The sequence below is a fragment of the Peribacillus sp. FSL P2-0133 genome (assembly GCF_037975445.1).
In the GTDB taxonomy this organism is placed as follows: domain Bacteria; phylum Bacillota; class Bacilli; order Bacillales; family DSM-1321; genus Peribacillus; species Peribacillus simplex_E.
In genome coordinates this window covers 3,600,752-3,617,671 of the sequence record NZ_CP150254.1, presented here as the reverse complement: position 1 = coordinate 3,617,671, position 16,920 = coordinate 3,600,752, and the positions used below count along the sequence as shown (strand labels likewise).

The following is a 16,920-nucleotide window of genomic DNA, read 5'->3' as shown; positions in this document are numbered from 1 at the left end:
AACAAATCATCAAAATTTTAATTTTTGTACACTAGAATAAATGGAAATAAGCAATCCGCCTGTAAGACCGAAAATTATATCGTACATGGTATCTTTATTACCGCCTCGCTGCATGGTTTGAGTAAAAGTGAGATCTCCTGCGAACTCATATATTTCCCAAAGAACAGTGGCAATGACTGAAAGTGAGAGAACAAAAAGAAAGAGGAGCCACCTTGAAACATCTTTTCTCGCTTTTTGCGGGATGAATAGTTTATAAAGAACAATCCCAACAAAACCTACGAAGATACCTTTGTAAAAGTGAACGCCAGAGTCCCACCATTTAAAATCAACATAAAAATTTGCGATAGATCCTAAAAATGTCGTACAGAAAATAAAAACATAATAACCGATTATGATTGGAATGTTAAAGGGGTTATTTTTTACAAACAGTAATGAAATGGGCAAGGCACTTACCAATATTCCCCCTAGAGCCACCATCCATCGCGAAGAATCATCTTTTATGAGATAAAAGATGAGTAAACCAGTCATGAATGCTATAAAAACCAGACTAAAAATAATGATTATATTATGTTTCAATATACTCACCTCATTCGTAAATATTCATTACGATCATATCCAATTCAGCCAAATGCAACGCGGCAAATTGAATTTTGGGGGTATTTTTATGATGTTCTTTTTTTAATCCTCTAACTCACATCAGTGTTATCATTGTTGGTTACCATGGTGCTTTTTAATGATATTTTTAAATTTAGCCGTGATAAACAATAATAAAGGCATGACCAGACCTAAAATCGATGCATGGAATAACCATATATTTTATTGAATTCCCCGGCTGATGGGACCGTCGGAAAAACAATCGATGAGTAAAAAACCATTATCATCCCTAAAGCTGTAGTAAATGGACGATAATCCTTTATATTGAATATATTTGAAAATACAACAACCGATACATAAAAATACATCACCGTCCTGGTATAGGTTGTAAAGATCCAAATCGTAGCAATAATGGCTTCAATCCGCATCAGGAAATTCCCTACATTTATTTTTTTGCCATCGTGTAACTTGGAGCTATATTTCGTGCTGTGGTATCGGGCCCAAGAACCAAGAGATTCAGCATGATAACCAGAATTAGAATGATTCCTCCAATCAATGTGCCGATATAAAAAGCTTTTCCCCCTTTTTTTCTTTCATTGACTTTTGAAGGGAAAATCATTAAAAACATAACAGGAGACAGCGTAAAAACGCTGACGAAAAAAAGTGTCCCCCGTATAACAGGTTTGGCGCCATTTTCAAATACTGGCTGAATGTGTTGGATATTTGCTTGAGGAATGATGGAAACCAAAAAAATAAACAGTAATATTAATACGGGTATGAAGAATATTTCCAACGTGCGTGTAAAAGTTTCGATACAAAGGCGTACTGTAATGATCACTACTGCAGCAAACAATATATTTAATGCAACAAGGGGGGTATCCGGCATCCAAAAAGTTTCAATGAAATTCCCCACATAATAAGTAGTCTCGGCAGCAGTGGAAAAAGACCAGAAAAAAATGTGAGATTGATCATCTTTCCGACTAACCTACCGAAAACCTTTTCATTTATTTGATCTAAAGCGAGATCAGGATATAAATTTCCAACCCTGATGTAAAACCATACAAAAATTAATGCGATTCCTGTCCCAAGTAATGCAGCAAGCCACGCATCCTGCTTTGCAAAACTTGCTAAAGGTGAAGGAGTATGTAAAATAACCGTTCCTACCGAATACAAAAGGATTAAAATCATCAATTGATGTGATGAAATTTTGAAACTACCAGGCATTATTATTCACCTTTTTGTTTGTTCCTTCCTTCTTAATACTCCTTATTTTTGGCTATTCATTTTAAAGTTATTCACACAGAAATTAATCGCCTTTCTGCAACAATCCATCACGGTTTCATTATCCGGGCCCGGTTTTCCTGGGATTCACCTCAAAATTCCGATATTTCATTAGAACCAATTCCATTGGTAAAGGTATAAGAATATATCGCGAAATCGCTTTAAAAGAAATACAATGAATTGCCAATTATTTAGTAGTGCTAGAATCAAAATCGAATACAACCTGTATTTTAAAAAGTGTAGCACTCCTATATGTATTATGTACGCTTGTTTATAACCTGCTCAAATCACAAAACCGAGACAAAATGTTCATGCAATGTAATGAAAAACTCATAGGAGTAATCAGTGATGGCATTAGCGAGACAAAACAATACGAATGAAGGATATATTACTTGTAACGCTTTTTCTTAAACTTACCACTGAAGCGCTCCTTCGCGATTTTTGAACTGGTACGATTCTTGCATATTATTTTTGTGTATGTCTCTTGTGTGTATATTTAATATTTATGGAGAAAGGAAAAGAATAGGAATCTGTTAAACACACAATTATTGAAAAACATTTAATTTGACGTTTAATTTGCCCTTGGTTATATGTCAGAAAATTAACCCGGATTCATAAAGGGAAAGCGAAACAATTAAACTTAAAAAGGTTAGGAGAATTTTCGTATGAAAATACCAGTGGAAAATATAGTAGAGTTAACTGTAGAACATCAATTCTTACAGGCTTATCCTATATTGAGTCAGTTACGAATTGATTTGACTTTAGAGGAATATCTAGAATTATTAAATGATATGCGTAAGGAGGGTAAACAGTTATTTGCTTTATATCATGATACAAGCATCGTAGCTTTAGCAGGTATTAGCTGGCGTGAAGATACATATAATGAACGCTATGTTTTTGTACAAGATTTGGTTACTGATGTAAATCATCGTCCTAGTGGCCTTGGATTTAGTCTGCTCAGTTATATACATAATTGGGCAAAAGAACATGGAGCTGAATATATTACAATGGAATCTTGAATTCGGTGCCTTGACACCATAAATTGTTCATTTCCTATTTTTTTTAGGATGGGCTAGCACCTACTGGGTGTAGCCTTTTTTTTGTACATATACACCAGCAATGAAATTTTTTTTAACGATTTATAGAGTGCGGGGAAAATGGGAACAAAACATTTATGAAATAAGGGTGAAAAGACCAGGTATTAATAAACTTATAATCAAAAAAAATTGAACAAGTTTAAGGGGAAATTCTTTGCCATATTCAAAGGCAAGTTGCCCTGTCACCCAAAAATTTGGTTGAAAGCTTATAAAAACTCTGTGGAGGTCTGCAGAGTTCTTATTCATGTTTTTATGCCCCAAAACCATCCAACTTTCTGTCACTTAGTTCAACAAAAAAATAGAAGTTTTTGCCCTCGAAAATGAAAAAAGAACAAAATAATTATGCAAAATTGGCGATTTATGCATTTACTCATAGAATTCCACTAATACGACTTTTTCATTTTTCTGATTTTCAAATTGGAGTCAAAAAGCAGTTCCATTCCTGTCATTAATCATCCTAAACAAAAACTAGGTTCAGAAAGGTTTATCCGAGGCACCTTCAGCAACCTTTAATTCAAAAGATCGATCCTCACGAATAAGCGTTTTTTGTTGAACAAAAAAAGTGGAGTTTCGTACTACAGAGATTTAGCTCTTTGTTAAAAGCAATTAATTTTACTTAGATGGATATAATTGCAGCCAAGGTGAAAACATAATTTTAATAGGCTATTGGTTATGAGGGGGTAAGCATTGAAATCTCGAGTTCCTATCCCATTGCGGAAGTTAATTGAAGGTAAACAATCAGTGAAAAATAAAAACCAACAAGAAGACTTAAATCAAAGCAAAAATCCAAACTCCAGCAAAACTAAAAATCTAAACCAAAATCCAATTCAAGCCGAAAATCGAAGTAAAGACTCAAAGAATCATGAAACAAAACTTATATCCTCTGATCTTCAATATAATTTAGACCATATTAAGAAAACGTTAGGGAATAGTTCAGACTTAGTTATAAGGGATTTTCAAGCAGGTAAAAATGGGGAAATTAAGTTAGGCATCGTTTACACAGATGGATTAACGGATTCGGTATCCGTCCAAGATTTCATCCTCGACACTTTGATGATTGAAATTAGGAACTCGGATTTGGACATTGCGGTCTTTAATCCATCTGACTGTTTTGAAATGATAAAATCACATACTCTTCCTGTAGGGGGAATAGGGGAAATAACTGATTTCCAAAAACTTTTTAACCATGTTTTATCGGGAGACACGATGTTATTGATGGATGGCTCCCCAAAAGGAATAGCACTCGGCTCAAGAGAATGGGTCGATCGCGGAGTTCAGGAACCTTCCTCACAAACAGTAGTAAGAGGCCCGAAGGATGGGTTCACTGAAACGCTGCGAACAAATACGGCTTTAATAAGACGGAGAATCAAAGATCCTAACCTTTGGCTTGAAACAAAACAGATTGGTGAAAAAACGCAAACAGACGTTGCAATTATGTATCTGAAAGGTGTTGCCAATGATAAAACGGTTTCAGAATTGCAAAGCCGGTTAAATCGAATCAAAATAGATGCGATTCTTGAGAGTGGTTACATTGAAGAACTTATACAGGATGAAGTATATACTCCATTTCCAACCGTATATAATACGGAACGTCCTGATGCCGTAGCCGCGGCCCTGTTAGAAGGAAGGATTGCGATATTTGTTGACGGAACGCCGTTTGTCCTTATCGTTCCAGCACTGATGGTGCATTTTTTTCAGTCCAGTGAAGATTATTATCAACGGGCAGACATTGCCACATTAATTCGAATATTACGGTATTTTTCTTTTTTCCTTGCTTTGCTTACACCGTCACTTTATATAGCTGTCTCAACCTTTCATCAAGAAATGCTTCCTACTCCTTTACTCATAAGTCTAGCCTCACAACGTGAGGGTGTTCCTTTTCCAGCTTTTGTAGAGGCGATGATGATGGAGGTAGTGTTTGAAATCTTGCGTGAGGCAGGTGTGAGGATGCCTAGGGCTATCGGTTCATCCATTTCCATCGTAGGTGCATTAGTTATTGGGCAGGCTGCTGTCGAAGCAGGGTTCGTTTCAGCAACAATGGTTATCATCGTGTCCTTAACAGCCATCTGCAGCTTTGTGTTCCCAGCCAATAGCATGGCCATGGCTTTTCGGATGCTTCGGTTCTTGTTTATGATCCTTGCCGCTACATTTGGATTATACGGGATCATTTTGGGGCTGATCGTGATGGTCCTCCATTTAAATAGCTTACGATCATTTGGTTTGCCATATCTAGCTCCAAATGCACCATTCATTTTACAAGATCAAAAAGACAATATCATCCGATTGCCGCATTGGTCATTATTAAAGCGGCCTCGTTTGATCAGTAAAAATAATACAGACAGAGGAGATGTCAGTGCTCCGAAACCACCGAAATAACACCTAGATAAAATGATGAGATGATGAGGGTTCACGATGAAAAAAATGTTAATCGTATTTCTAATGTTACCTATAATTTGTTTATCCGGCTGTTGGAGCAGCATTGAATTGAATGAACTTGCCATCGTTACCGCCATGGGAATTGATAAAACAGAAGATGGGTATCTGGTAACAGTCCAAGTTCTAAATTCGAGTGAGCTGGCAGGTGATGCCAGGTCTGGTCGCACGGAAGTTGTAACATTCAGGAAAAGTGGTAAAACCATTTTTGAAGCCCTTAGAAGCCTATCAACTGATGTACCAAGGAGGTTATATGTAGCACATCTTCGTGAAGTTGTCTTTGGTGAGGAAATGGCCAGGGAAGGAATAGCAAAACCTCTGGATTTTCTTTCCCGGCAAAAAGAGTTGCGTTCCGATTTCTATATGACTGTTGCTAAGGGTTCAACTGCTTATGATACGCTTAATGTGCAAACGGCTCTTGAAAAAATACCGGCAAATAAAGTCTTTGACTCCTTGGAAAATTCAGAGAGAAGATGGGCACCGACAAGGACGGTCACTTTGGATGAGCTGGTCAGCAGTATCGTCAGTAAAGGCAGACAGGCCATGCTAACGGGGATTTACGTTTATGGTGATCCCGAATCAGGAAGCAATGTTACGAATGCACAAAATATCTCCCCGAAATCCGGCTTGCGATTGGATTATCTTGGAGTATTCAAGAAGGATAAACTTATCGGCTGGTTAAACAGGAACGACAGTAAAGGTGTTAGTTACATTACTGATCATGTTAAGTCTACTCCGGTAAATATTCCATGTGAAGGTGATCAAATTACGGTCAACACGACTAGTTCAAAAACGAAAATCAAGGGGAAAATGGAAAAAGGAAATCCCAAAATTGAAATAAATGTCACGTCAGAAGGGAGTATAGGTGAAGTAGAATGCACAATTGATTTAACTAAACCAGAAAAAATCAAAGAATTGAATGAAAGATACGCAAAAGATATTAAAGGTAAAATAGAAGGATCGATAAAAACGCTTCAAGAGAAGTATCAAAGTGACATTTTCGGTTTTGGTGATGAAATCCATAGAACTAATCCTAGAGCATGGAAACGTTTAGAAGGAAATTGGGAACAGGAATTCGCAAATTTGGACGTGAATGTAACCGTTAAAGCAAAGATTCGTAATTTAGGAACGATATCAGAATCCTTTCAAAAAGAAATCGAGGAGTAAAGATCAATGTGGGCAATTATTGGAACGGTGTGTACTGGAGCTATTATTTCATTTTTCGAAATACCTCCTCTTATTAAAAAGAAATGCTGGAAGGAAATTGTCATTTTCATTTTGTTGCTTTTAGTTGGCATGACGTTGAGTATTTTGATAATTAAGGATATTACCATTCCCACTCCTATAGACTGGATAACGAAGATATATAGTCCACTCGCTTATTTCATGGATCGTATTTTATCCTAGGGAGGTATCGATCATGCTCGAAAAAGGAAAAATCAGCTCTGGTGAATTTCTTATATTGGTCATCATATTCAACATAGGAGGAGCGATACTTACTTTACCTTCCGGACTTGTCTCATTAGCAAAACAGGATGGCTGGATTGCCTATATCATAGCTACTCTCATCGGTTTATGTTTCGTTCTCTTATTTACCCGGCTCGCCTCACTTTACCCATCCATGACTTATATAGAAGTTAATGAAAAAATATTTGGCAAATGGATCGGGAAAATCTCTGCCCTGCTATTCCTGTTTTATATTTATTACCTTTCTTCTGCGTTACTAAGTGAAATTGGGAATTTCTTTTCGTCACAGGTTCTGGTTGAGACACCTATGGAAATGATTATGATCTTGTTTATATTAGCAAGCTTATTTGGTGCACGGCTAGGATTGGAAGTCATCTGCCGAACTGCATTAATCTTTTTTCCTTGGCTTGTACTGCTGCTTTTCATATTATTCGTATTTCTTATCCCGGATATCAAAATCGAAAATATGCAACCTATATTTGAAGAAGGCATGAAACCAATAATGAATGGAGCATATCATTCTTTAGCATTGCCTTATGTTCAGCTTGTTTTCTTTTTAATGATCACTCCATATGTAAACGAAAAGGCTGAAATGAAGAAAAATTTTTATTTAGGGACATTATTAGGTGGCGGCGTTCTATTGTTAGTGATTATTTACAGCATCCTCGTATTGGATGCTGCTAATACAGCAAGATTAACCTATCCTTCTTATAAACTGGGTATGAGGATAAGCATTGGTAATTTTTTTGAAAGGGTCGAGGTCATTGTGGCATTCATTTGGGTTTTTACAGAGTATTTTAAATTGACCATATGCTTTTATGGCCTCGCCTTAGGACTAGCTCAATTGCTAGGATTAAAAAATTACAAAATTCTTCTATTCCCATTAGCTTTTCTAATTCTCACTTTAACCATCTTTTCGCATCCCGATATAGTACATTATCAAAACTTTATAGCTACAGCTTGGACACCTTTATCCTTAACGATTTGTTTTATTCTGCCATTGTTATTATTAATGGTTGGGAAAATTAGAAAAAAGTAAGGGCAGCTTGCATCACATTAGATATTTTCAAGTGGATGTTGCATCTGGATGAGACTGACGGAATTAATCAAAATTAGGATGGGATTCGCTGCAACTTGGCGACTTTTACATGTTTAAGGACTTTCGGGAACTATCCGCGATACACATGTCGTGGATCTTTTTGCATGGGAAAATCGGCACTTTTTTCAAATAGCAGATAAGCATGACCTGAATAATGATGTAGCGGAAATCTTATAGTTACTTGGCAATTTGAAAAGTTTTGCTGCTTCATAGATAAAACCTGTACAGATGAAGAGGAGGAGGGATATAGAGAAAGGCAGTAGTGTTACGATTTAGTCAGTTCGTCTTGGTAGGAAAACAGAAAAAATGTATGATTTAAGTCCGTCCAAGTGGACATTACTACAATGTTTAAAAACATATGCCCGATCATTAAAACCCATAATACGACATCAAATTCCAACATATTTCTCCTTTGCCATTTTGTATAATGAGATAGAAGAATATTTTAAAGGAGTGATTGTTGTAATATGAAAAACAGGAAACTTGTTTCAACTCTAGGAGTTGCCGTTTTATCGGCGGGTATTGCGGCACCAACATTTGCAGCTAATGAAACATCCCCAGGAACACCCATTCAACAAACTTATTCGGTTTCAGGTTTTACAGATCATGCTGAACTAGGGAAAAAGCTAGAACAAATTGCGAGTAATAGCCAAGGTAAAGTAAAAGTGGATGTAGCTGGATATTCTAATAGAAATAGAGAAATCTATAAAGCAACCGTGGGAACAGGTGACAAAGTCGTTTTAATTCAAAGTGAGATTCATGGAAATGAGAAAACTGGTACGGATGCCATCTTAAATATCTTGAAGTTTTTGGGGACCAATTCTCCTGAAGCGGAGAAAATTCGCAAAGAAATTACCCTGGTGGCTTTGCCTAAAATGAATCCGGATGGTGCTGAATTGAACCGTCGGGGAAATGATATGACCTGGTCAGAGGTCGTGGAACAGTTTCCACAGTTAGCAGGAGCGAATCCATCTTGGAACTATTATACATACAAAAATGAAGCATTCGATTATGAGTCCAATCCTGGTTTCGATGTCAATCGTGACTTTAATCCTGATTTAAATTATATTCCTCAAGCTAAAGACTTCCCTGGAAAATCATCCACCCCTGGTTGGTTCATAACACCTGAATCACAAACAACGCGTGATGTTTACAAGTCTCTCCTGAAGCAATACGGAAAGGTGGAGATTTTTGTGGACTTGCACCACCAAGCTCCCTATTATGAAGTTGATGGAACGGATGATTTAGTCACATACTCGCTTTCCGCTCAATTTGTTCCTGATCCAAGCTCGCCTTCAGGACAAGAGTATGCCAAATATGCAAAAAACTATAATTATGATTTTTCCAGACAATTGAATGTAGCGGTATATAATGCGATGAAAGAACAAGGTAATTCTCCATATGGAAATATATCCTTATATCCGCAAAACCAAAACCTTCCTGGCACGGCTTTAGGAGCCTTTGCTTTAAACGGAAGTGGGACAGTACTCTTTGAAGTCAGAGGCCAAACACAGTCTTTTGGCCAAAAGAAAAAAGGCATGCTTATTAAAGCAGTGGAAAGAGGGTTATATGGAATAATTGATGGAGTTACTGATGGCTCAGTATATAAAATCAATCCGGAACAATACGAGTCAATTCCACTGACGGAGGGCAGGCAATAATAAAAATTGATAGTTTTATCAACTTAGTAACCAGACGGGTACACGCCTGGTTTTTCTTCATGATCGGTTTCGGCAAACAGAGAATGCCTTTTTGAATATCGCCATTGTAGAAGTAATTCCTTTCATGTTATATGGTGCAGAAGAAAACTTTTTGAAACATAGTTATTTTTCACTATTAACACAAAGTGTTAAAAATGTCAGAATATTAGTAATAGTTATTTTTTAGTAATTAAATTATAAGGAGGGTTTTTATTGAATTTTAAAAAGAAAGTCCTATCAGTTTCATTATCTAGTTTAATGACATTAAGCGCAGTTACAGCTGTTGCGCTGCCAGTCGGAGCGGTTGGAAATGGTCCCAGTGCTGGAAATGGTCAAGTGACAACTTCAAATCTTCATACATATGAAAGCCTGGTAAGCTATCTTAAAACGCAGGATGCTAAACAAGAAAGGCTGGCACTGGAAGTAATCGGCGAAACGGTAAAAGGGAGGGATATTTACCTAGCGAAATACATTTCAAATCCCAAGAATCCTACTATACTATTTTTAACTCAACAGCACGGAAATGAACAACTGACTACTGAAGGTGCACTCGAATTCATTAAACATCTAGGCACGAATAAGACTAAAGGTTTATTGGAAAATGTTAATATACTGATCATTCCCATGTTAAATGCAGATGGGGCAATGGGAGATGTTAATTTCCCTCTTGATGACTATTTAGCAAAAGGTGATCGACATCTAACACGGGCAAATGCAAATGGGATCGACTTAAACCGTGAGCATGATAAAAAAACTGATTCCATGCAAGTGGAGGTAAAGGCTTTACACGAAAATGTATTTGCGAAATACGATATAGATTACATGATAGATTTACATCATCAAGGGACGCTAAGCGAAACAGATGGTGAACTTGTTTCAGGTTCAATTCTTTATCCTACAAACGCTAAAGTAAAGCCTGAAGTATTAGAAGCGTCAAAAAAACTGGGTGCTGTTGTATATAACTCCATTGAACCAACTGGTTGGGGGCATATTGGCAGGTATGATGGCGGTTCTGGAGAAAATATAGGACGTAATGGTGCAGCCGTTCGTTATGATATTGCCACATTGCTCTTTGAGATGCGAGGTATGTCGGACCACAATATCGAGTCAGTGGCGCTTGGACAAAAAAGTAATGGCTATCTAATAAAGCAAACGGTAACCACTTTGGATGCAGCTGTCAGAGCTATTGCCGATGATTCAATAGAAACTGTTGATGCAAGCTTTTGGGATACCCTGCCAACACAATACAATCGTCCTGGGGCAGAATCAGACGAATAAAATGATGACACATCCCATTCTTTCAGATGGGATGTGTTTTTTTAATTTTCCCACATCAATAGCTCGAACTTGTTCATCAGTTTATATGAAATGATTTATAGAGGAAATGCAGGACAAGATTAAAGATGATATAGAAAAAAGGCATCTGCTTTCACTACAAGCAGATGCCTTTTGAACGATAACGTATCGACCTGAAATATCCTTCTTTAATAATTACCGCTTGCATCTATAAACTTTTTTCGGATGAATTCTCCTTTTTTTGTTCTTCTTTTAGCTGTAAGGCTACTAAACTGGCAAAGTCATGAATGATGGTGGCTGCCAATAGTGATGTAATTTGTGTTGGATCGTACGGCGGGAGGACTTCTACCAGGTCGAACCCAATAAAGTTGAATCCTTGCAGAGAACGTATCATCTCTAGGGTATCAAGGCTATTTAGACCGCCGACCTCCAAGGTGCCAGTTCCAGGAGCACATGATGGATCTACAAAATCAATATCAAAGGTCAAGAAACAAGGTGTATCCCCAATGGTTTTCTTGACTTCCTTCACGACATCTTCGATTCCTCTTTTCTTCAGCTCGGGAGTTGTTATCACATTGTAACCTAGATCTGTACTTGAATCTATATCTCCTGGATGATTGAGCGTCCCTCTGATGCCAATCTGGAAAACTTTATCCGTTTGGAGCAAGCCTTCCTCATATGCACGGATAAACGGGGAACCATGCCAGTATTTTTCATCATAATAAGTATCCCAGGTATCTGTATGTGAATCAAAATGAAGAAGTGCAACAGGACCGTGTATTTTTGCGGCAGCTCTTAGATTAGCCAATGTTACGGAATGATCTCCCCCGATGCCTATTGGAATGATACCGTTTTTCATCAAGTCAGCCATAGCCTTTTCAATTAACTCATAGCTTCGATGTATATTATGGGGGATCACCGAAACGTCCCCAATATCAATTGCATTACATTCGTCAAACGGAAATACCTTGTGAATGGGATGGTAAGGAAATAACGTCATGGATGCCTGGCGGACAGCCTGTGGAGCAAACCGGGCTCCTACCCTGAATGATGCAGCTGTATCAAAAGGCATACCTATCACTGCCAATTTGGCATTTTCCCTTGAAGAAGGTAAGCGCATAAATGATCCGGTGGTACAAAACTCTGGTTTAACATCAGGGGATAAAGGATATTTCATTTTTCTATTCCTCCATTTTCTTATAACGATAATAGTTTTGAAACTCATATAAATGAATTCCTATGGAAGATTAATTATGCAATTATCATGCCAGGTCACAGTAAGTGATTTAAAGAGGTTTTTCCAGTTATCATTGGCTTGGTTTATGCAAGGGCGAATAATTTATGGGAAATTGAATCACCGATGAAGAGATGCTCCAAGACTTCATTTCTTATGAATCAATCATGTGCCGTTAAGAATACAGGAATTAAGTAGCATTTTTGGCGTTTTTCGTTTGTAGAGTAAACCAAAATCATGTGGCACAGAAATTGCATTAAGGTATACAGGTAAAACTTTAAAAAAAGAGGGAGGCATGGAGATTTATCAAGTTAAGAAATTGAACTTACTGGTTTGAAAGCGGTTTCAAGGAGGAATGATAGGTGGAAAATGAGGTTACATTGAAAAGATCACTGAAATTATGGCAAATCGTTATGATGGGGTTAGCATATATGACCCCCATGGTCGTATTTGATACATTTGGAATTGTATCTGGGATTACGGGCGGCCATGTGCCGACTGCCTATATCTTTGCATTGGTGGGGATGCTTTTTACAGCGGCGAGCTATGGAAAACTTGTAAAGGTTTTTCCTGCTGCAGGTTCTGCCTACACTTATACGCAAAAGGCCATAAACCCGCATTTAGGATTCCTGGTAGGATGGTCTTCGTTGTTAGACTATTTGTTTTTACCTATGGTCAATGCATTGTTGACCAAAATTTATCTTACAGCATTATTTCCAGGAGTTCCCACGTGGATTTGGGTCGTATTGTTCGTAGCAATCGTCACCATTCTCAATCTACGGAGTGTCAATGTACTTGCAAACTTTAATGCGCTTTTTGTTTTAATCCAGATTGCCATCATGGCAGTGTTCATCATTCTTGTCGTCAAAGGTTTAAATGATGGAGAAGGTACAGGAGAAGTGTTTACGATAAAGCCTTTCGTAAATGAAGGAATGGACTTTTCTGCAATAATAACCGGCGCCACAATCCTTTGTTTTTCCTTTTTGGGATTCGATGCGGTAACGACACTATCTGAGGAAACCCCGGATCCGAAAAAAACGATTCCAAAAGCGATATTTTTAACTGCACTTTGGGGTGGAATCATCTTCATTACCGCATCTTTCTTTATTCAGCTCTTTTTTCCGGATATATCCCGTTTTAAGGAACCGGATGCTGCATTACCGGAAATCGCCCTTTATGTAGGTGGGAAGCTATTTCAATCCATTTTTCTTTGTACGACTTTCGTCAATACGCTAGCCTCGGGACTAGCATCGCATGCCAGCGTTTCCCGTCTTTTGTATGTTATGGGACGTGATAAAGTGTTTCCGGAAAAATGGATTGGGTTTATTCACCCTAAGTGGAAGACGCCAGCCATTAATGTACTCATAGTTGGAGTCATTTCATTGTCGGCTTTATTCTTTGATTTAGTGACAGCAACGTCACTGATCAACTTCGGTGCATTAATGGCATTTACCTTTGTAAATCTGTCAGTGATCAGCCATTTTATCATTCGGGAAAAGAAACATCGAACGATAAAAGGGTGTATTCAATACTTAATCATGCCTTTAATTGGAGCTATAGCAATTGGCATTCTTTGGATCAACCTTGAGACAAGTTCCCTAATAATGGGGACAAGTTGGTTCATTATTGGTTTTTGTTATCTATTATATATCACAAAGGCATTCCGGAAGGCTCCGCCCCAATACCAAGTTGAAGAAATTCAGCTATGAGACTTTGCAAGGATAAAACGCATCCTAATAAGGATGCGTTTTTTTGTATTTAATCATCACTGTTTACATATGCAAACCTGAATTGCTTATGAATTAATACATATGTCCTGATGGTTGTATGTGTGTTATTGATGATTGCAAATGGCGGTATATGGCTATCCACACGATATCTTCAAAGCTGGCATGAAAGTTGCTTAAGTAAGTTATAAGAATAAAAGTGAGGTGCTAAAATGACAGGGAAAATTAAGGTGATTGAAAAACGTCAATCGGATAATCCACTGCAAGAGTTCCAGGATATCCTAAAAGAAGCGATTCATGTTTTGGACTATCCAGATCAGGTTTTTGATTTTTTGAAAGTGCCAATGCGTTTTCTGGAAGTCAGTATTCCTATTCAAATGGATAATGGGGAGACAAGGATGTTTCAAGGGTATCGGGCTCAACATAATGATGCAGCCGGTCCAACAAAAGGGGGGATTCGGTTTCACCCGGATGTCACTCCTGAAGAAGTTAAGGCATTGGCCGGATGGATGAGCTTGAAATGCGGAATAACCGATCTTCCATATGGAGGGGCAAAAGGTGGCATTGTGTGTGATCCCAGACAGATGAGTTCATCTGAGCTAGAACGATTAAGCAGAGGGTATGTCAGGGCAGTTAGTCAAATAGTGGGCCCTACAAAAGATATTCCGGCACCTGATATGTATACAAATTCACAAATCATGGCCTGGATGCTGGATGAATACGATCACATCAGGGAATTCGATTCACCCGGATTCATTACAGGAAAGCCTCTGAGATTAGGAGGATCGAAGGGCAGGGAAAAGGCCACTTCCAAGGGAGTATTATATACACTTCAAATGATATGTGATTTAAAGGGGATTCCTATTGAAGGCATGCGGGTAATCATTCAGGGATTCGGGAATGTTGGCAGTCATTTAGCGTTATATTTACATGAAATGGGGGCTAAGGTTGCCGGAATTGCGGATGAGCTTGGAGGCTTATATGATCCGGATGGCTTGAATATTCCTTACCTTTTGGAGAATAGGGACTCTTTTGGGGTTGTTTCGAACTTATTCAAAGATTCATTATCCAATCAAGAATTGTTGGAAAAAGAGTGTGATGTGCTGATTCCCGCAGCTATAAGCGGAGTGGTGAATAAAGATAATGCAAACCGATTAAAATGTGAAATCCTGATCGAAGCAGCAAATGGGCCAACAACAAAGGAAGCGATCAAGATTCTCGATGATAAAGGTATAGTGCTAGTCCCGGATATTTTGGCGAATTCAGGAGGGGTGATAGTCTCGTATTTTGAATGGTGCCAGAACAACCAAGGTTATTACTGGACGGAGGAGCTTGTGGATGAACGATTGAAGGAAAAGATAACGGCCAGCTTTTTGAATGTCTACCATACTTCACAAAAATATTCCGTGAATATGAAGGTGGCTGCTTATATTGAAGGGATTCGCAAAATAGCAGAAGCATCCCAGCTTCGAGGTTGGGTCAGATTCTGAGCGAATTAGGGCTTACAAGAAAGGAGGCAATCCGTTGAATTTTGATATTCTTTCCGAAAATAAAGAAAACCAGGCTATTCATCATTATTGCTTATTGTCACAAGATTATAGATATGATGTGACCATTGTATATTCGGCCCAGTTTTTCGGTAAAGCAATGGTGACTTCCATGCAAAGCGGAAGAATGATCCTGCTTTGTGCCAATGATATTAATTTAGATCAGTACTGGGCTCCGACCCTTGGGATTGAACATGAAGATATACATGAGTTCCAAAACTTTCTCAAGTTGGTCTTACAAACCCCATTTCATTTAGAAGAATACTGAAGGAAGGAATGATGTAAATGTACGTTGATGTGATTCTTAGCCCATGTGAAGGCAGGATTGAAAAAATTTCAATATCCAAAAATTCCAGATTTTACGAATGGGAACAATTATTTCAGATTAAGAAGGCAGATGGACGTTTGGAAATCATTGATATTGGTGTTAGCGGGAAAATAGAATCATTGGAGGTATTGGAGGGTGAGCCAGTCGTGGCCGGCGAGGTCCTCGCCTATTTTAAAGAAGATTTATTTGTGACCGGCAGCGATTAATATAAAAACGAAAAAGAAGATGAAATGATTCATCTTCTTTTTCGGCTTATCCGTTAATCCTCCACTGCTCTCTTATTCATGTTCCCCTATACCCCAATTTTGCAGAAACCCGATTGCCAGTTTCCATAACATTCTTAATGAGGAAATCAAGTCTTTCATCTGTCAGGTTAAAACTGACAAAACCTATGCTCACCGCACCGTGAACTTCCCCAAAATGGTTCAGTATCGGCACGGCAACAGAACATGTTCCCTCTGTTCTTTCACTGTGGCTGATTCCATGTCCCTTCATTTTAGTCTCTTGCAATATATCCCAAAAAGCTGCTCTTTCTTGAATTGGCAGAAGAGCATCCACGATTTTTTTAGCTTGATTATATGGCATATAGGCGAGCATCGCTTTATTGGCAGCCCCAATATGCAAAGGTACTCGTGAGCCAAGCTGGTCATAAACCCGGATTTGGCTTTTTTCACTGTCGATTCGTTCGATTACGAGTGATTCCATTCCTATTGGCTGGCTAAGATAGACGCTTTCCTCCACTTTGTTCATCAGCCTTTCCAGTTCAGGCCTTATTTGGCTGATGTAATCCATTTTGTCATACATACGTAAACCATATTCGAGCCAAATATTCCCCAAACCATATTGTTTGGATTGCCCGTCCTGTTGGATTAATCCATGCAAGGACATCGCTTTTAACAAACGATGCATGGAGCTGACAGGAAGATCACATTCTTGGGAAAGTTCCGTAATTGACAGCCAGTTTTCCGATGAATTGGAAACCAGCACCTTTATAACGTTCATGGCACGGTCGATCGATTGCATAAACAAACCACCTATCTTTCATTACAAGTTGAATAAAACTTTGATTTATTTGAATATTTAAAACATATTGACATTATACCAAAGTTAATTTTAT

The 16,920-nt window shown here is 38.2% G+C and carries 15 protein-coding genes and 1 pseudogene; 11 read left to right on the top strand and 5 right to left on the bottom strand.

What is annotated here, in order from left to right:
• Positions 1-9: 9 nt before the first annotated feature.
• The 3 genes and pseudogenes from MKY17_RS17295 to MKY17_RS17285 all read right to left on the bottom strand — a co-directional run bounded on the left by MKY17_RS17295 (position 10) and on the right by MKY17_RS17285 (position 1,818).
• Positions 10-576 (bottom strand): membrane-spanning protein, encoded by a 567-nt coding sequence (locus tag MKY17_RS17295; protein WP_098370696.1) that lies wholly within the window; start codon positions 574-576, stop codon positions 10-12.
• A 209-nt stretch (positions 577-785) separates the two neighbouring features.
• A pseudogene (locus MKY17_RS17290) lies at positions 786-1,480 on the bottom strand (endospore germination permease).
• Positions 1,453-1,818, bottom strand: a complete 366-nt coding sequence (locus MKY17_RS17285; protein WP_098370693.1) for a GerAB/ArcD/ProY family transporter — start codon at positions 1,816-1,818, stop codon at positions 1,453-1,455. The pseudogene MKY17_RS17290 and the gene MKY17_RS17285 overlap by 28 nt, the downstream one beginning before the upstream one ends.
• A 722-nt stretch (positions 1,819-2,540) precedes the next feature.
• Here MKY17_RS17285 and MKY17_RS17280 point away from each other — a divergent pair.
• The 7 genes from MKY17_RS17280 to MKY17_RS17250 all read left to right on the top strand — a co-directional run bounded on the left by MKY17_RS17280 (position 2,541) and on the right by MKY17_RS17250 (position 10,949).
• A complete protein-coding gene (locus MKY17_RS17280; protein ID WP_098370692.1) occupies positions 2,541-2,894 on the top strand; it encodes a GNAT family N-acetyltransferase in 354 nt (117 codons plus the stop codon).
• A 954-nt stretch (positions 2,895-3,848) separates the two neighbouring features.
• The gene (locus MKY17_RS17275) at positions 3,849-5,348 is read left to right on the top strand and encodes a spore germination protein (RefSeq protein WP_286176979.1); all 1,500 of its coding nucleotides are present in this window, start codon (positions 3,849-3,851) and stop codon (positions 5,346-5,348) included.
• Between the two features lie 36 nt (positions 5,349-5,384).
• On the top strand, positions 5,385-6,572 hold the full coding sequence (locus MKY17_RS17270; RefSeq protein WP_098370691.1) for a Ger(x)C family spore germination protein: 1,188 nt from the start codon (positions 5,385-5,387) through the stop codon (positions 6,570-6,572).
• A 6-nt stretch (positions 6,573-6,578) separates the two neighbouring features.
• Positions 6,579-6,812, top strand: a complete 234-nt coding sequence (locus MKY17_RS17265; RefSeq protein WP_098370690.1) for a hypothetical protein — start codon at positions 6,579-6,581, stop codon at positions 6,810-6,812.
• A 13-nt stretch (positions 6,813-6,825) separates the two neighbouring features.
• Positions 6,826-7,911 (top strand): endospore germination permease, encoded by a 1,086-nt coding sequence (locus tag MKY17_RS17260; RefSeq protein ID WP_098370689.1) that lies wholly within the window; start codon positions 6,826-6,828, stop codon positions 7,909-7,911.
• A gap of 527 nt (positions 7,912-8,438) precedes the next feature.
• Positions 8,439-9,632: a M14 family zinc carboxypeptidase gene (locus MKY17_RS17255; RefSeq protein ID WP_098370688.1), complete on the top strand. Its 1,194-nt coding sequence runs from the start codon at positions 8,439-8,441 to the stop codon at positions 9,630-9,632.
• Positions 9,633-9,884: 252 nt separating this feature from the next.
• The gene (locus tag MKY17_RS17250; protein ID WP_098370687.1) at positions 9,885-10,949 is read left to right on the top strand and encodes a M14 family zinc carboxypeptidase; all 1,065 of its coding nucleotides are present in this window, start codon (positions 9,885-9,887) and stop codon (positions 10,947-10,949) included.
• 226 nt (positions 10,950-11,175) lie between these two features.
• Here the strand turns inward: MKY17_RS17250 and speB are convergent, their stop codons facing one another.
• Positions 11,176-12,144, bottom strand: coding sequence for an agmatinase (gene speB, locus MKY17_RS17245; RefSeq protein ID WP_098370686.1), 969 nt, complete (start codon positions 12,142-12,144; stop codon positions 11,176-11,178).
• Positions 12,145-12,563: 419 nt separating this feature from the next.
• Between speB and MKY17_RS17240 the strand changes: the two genes are divergently transcribed.
• From MKY17_RS17240 to MKY17_RS17225, 4 genes are all read left to right on the top strand, one after another.
• A complete protein-coding gene (locus MKY17_RS17240) occupies positions 12,564-13,910 on the top strand; it encodes an APC family permease (RefSeq protein WP_286176965.1) in 1,347 nt (448 codons plus the stop codon).
• A gap of 230 nt (positions 13,911-14,140) precedes the next feature.
• On the top strand, positions 14,141-15,418 hold the full coding sequence (locus MKY17_RS17235; protein ID WP_098370685.1) for a Glu/Leu/Phe/Val dehydrogenase: 1,278 nt from the start codon (positions 14,141-14,143) through the stop codon (positions 15,416-15,418).
• Between the two features lie 34 nt (positions 15,419-15,452).
• Positions 15,453-15,743 (top strand): SAV0927 family protein, encoded by a 291-nt coding sequence (locus tag MKY17_RS17230; RefSeq protein ID WP_098370684.1) that lies wholly within the window; start codon positions 15,453-15,455, stop codon positions 15,741-15,743.
• A 17-nt stretch (positions 15,744-15,760) separates the two neighbouring features.
• Positions 15,761-16,009, top strand: a complete 249-nt coding sequence (locus MKY17_RS17225; RefSeq protein WP_098370683.1) for a hypothetical protein — start codon at positions 15,761-15,763, stop codon at positions 16,007-16,009.
• A 76-nt stretch (positions 16,010-16,085) separates the two neighbouring features.
• Here MKY17_RS17225 and MKY17_RS17220 read toward each other — a convergent pair whose 3' ends face one another.
• On the bottom strand, positions 16,086-16,826 hold the full coding sequence (locus MKY17_RS17220) for an IclR family transcriptional regulator (RefSeq protein WP_098370682.1): 741 nt from the start codon (positions 16,824-16,826) through the stop codon (positions 16,086-16,088).
• Between the last annotated feature and the right edge of the window lie 94 nt (positions 16,827-16,920).

Coding starts and splice junctions, on each gene's coding strand:
- MKY17_RS17280 (WP_098370692.1), top strand. CDS start 2,541: ATGAAAATACCAGTGGAAAATATAGTAGAGTTAACTGTAGAACATCAA.
- MKY17_RS17285 (WP_098370693.1), bottom strand. CDS start 1,818: ATGCCTGGTAGTTTCAAAATTTCATCACATCAATTGATGATTTTAATC.
- MKY17_RS17235 (WP_098370685.1), top strand. CDS start 14,141: ATGACAGGGAAAATTAAGGTGATTGAAAAACGTCAATCGGATAATCCA.
- MKY17_RS17225 (WP_098370683.1), top strand. CDS start 15,761: ATGTACGTTGATGTGATTCTTAGCCCATGTGAAGGCAGGATTGAAAAA.
- MKY17_RS17270 (WP_098370691.1), top strand. CDS start 5,385: ATGAAAAAAATGTTAATCGTATTTCTAATGTTACCTATAATTTGTTTA.
- speB (WP_098370686.1), bottom strand. CDS start 12,144: ATGAAATATCCTTTATCCCCTGATGTTAAACCAGAGTTTTGTACCACC.
- MKY17_RS17220 (WP_098370682.1), bottom strand. CDS start 16,826: ATGCAATCGATCGACCGTGCCATGAACGTTATAAAGGTGCTGGTTTCC.
- MKY17_RS17260 (WP_098370689.1), top strand. CDS start 6,826: ATGCTCGAAAAAGGAAAAATCAGCTCTGGTGAATTTCTTATATTGGTC.
- MKY17_RS17255 (WP_098370688.1), top strand. CDS start 8,439: ATGAAAAACAGGAAACTTGTTTCAACTCTAGGAGTTGCCGTTTTATCG.
- MKY17_RS17265 (WP_098370690.1), top strand. CDS start 6,579: ATGTGGGCAATTATTGGAACGGTGTGTACTGGAGCTATTATTTCATTT.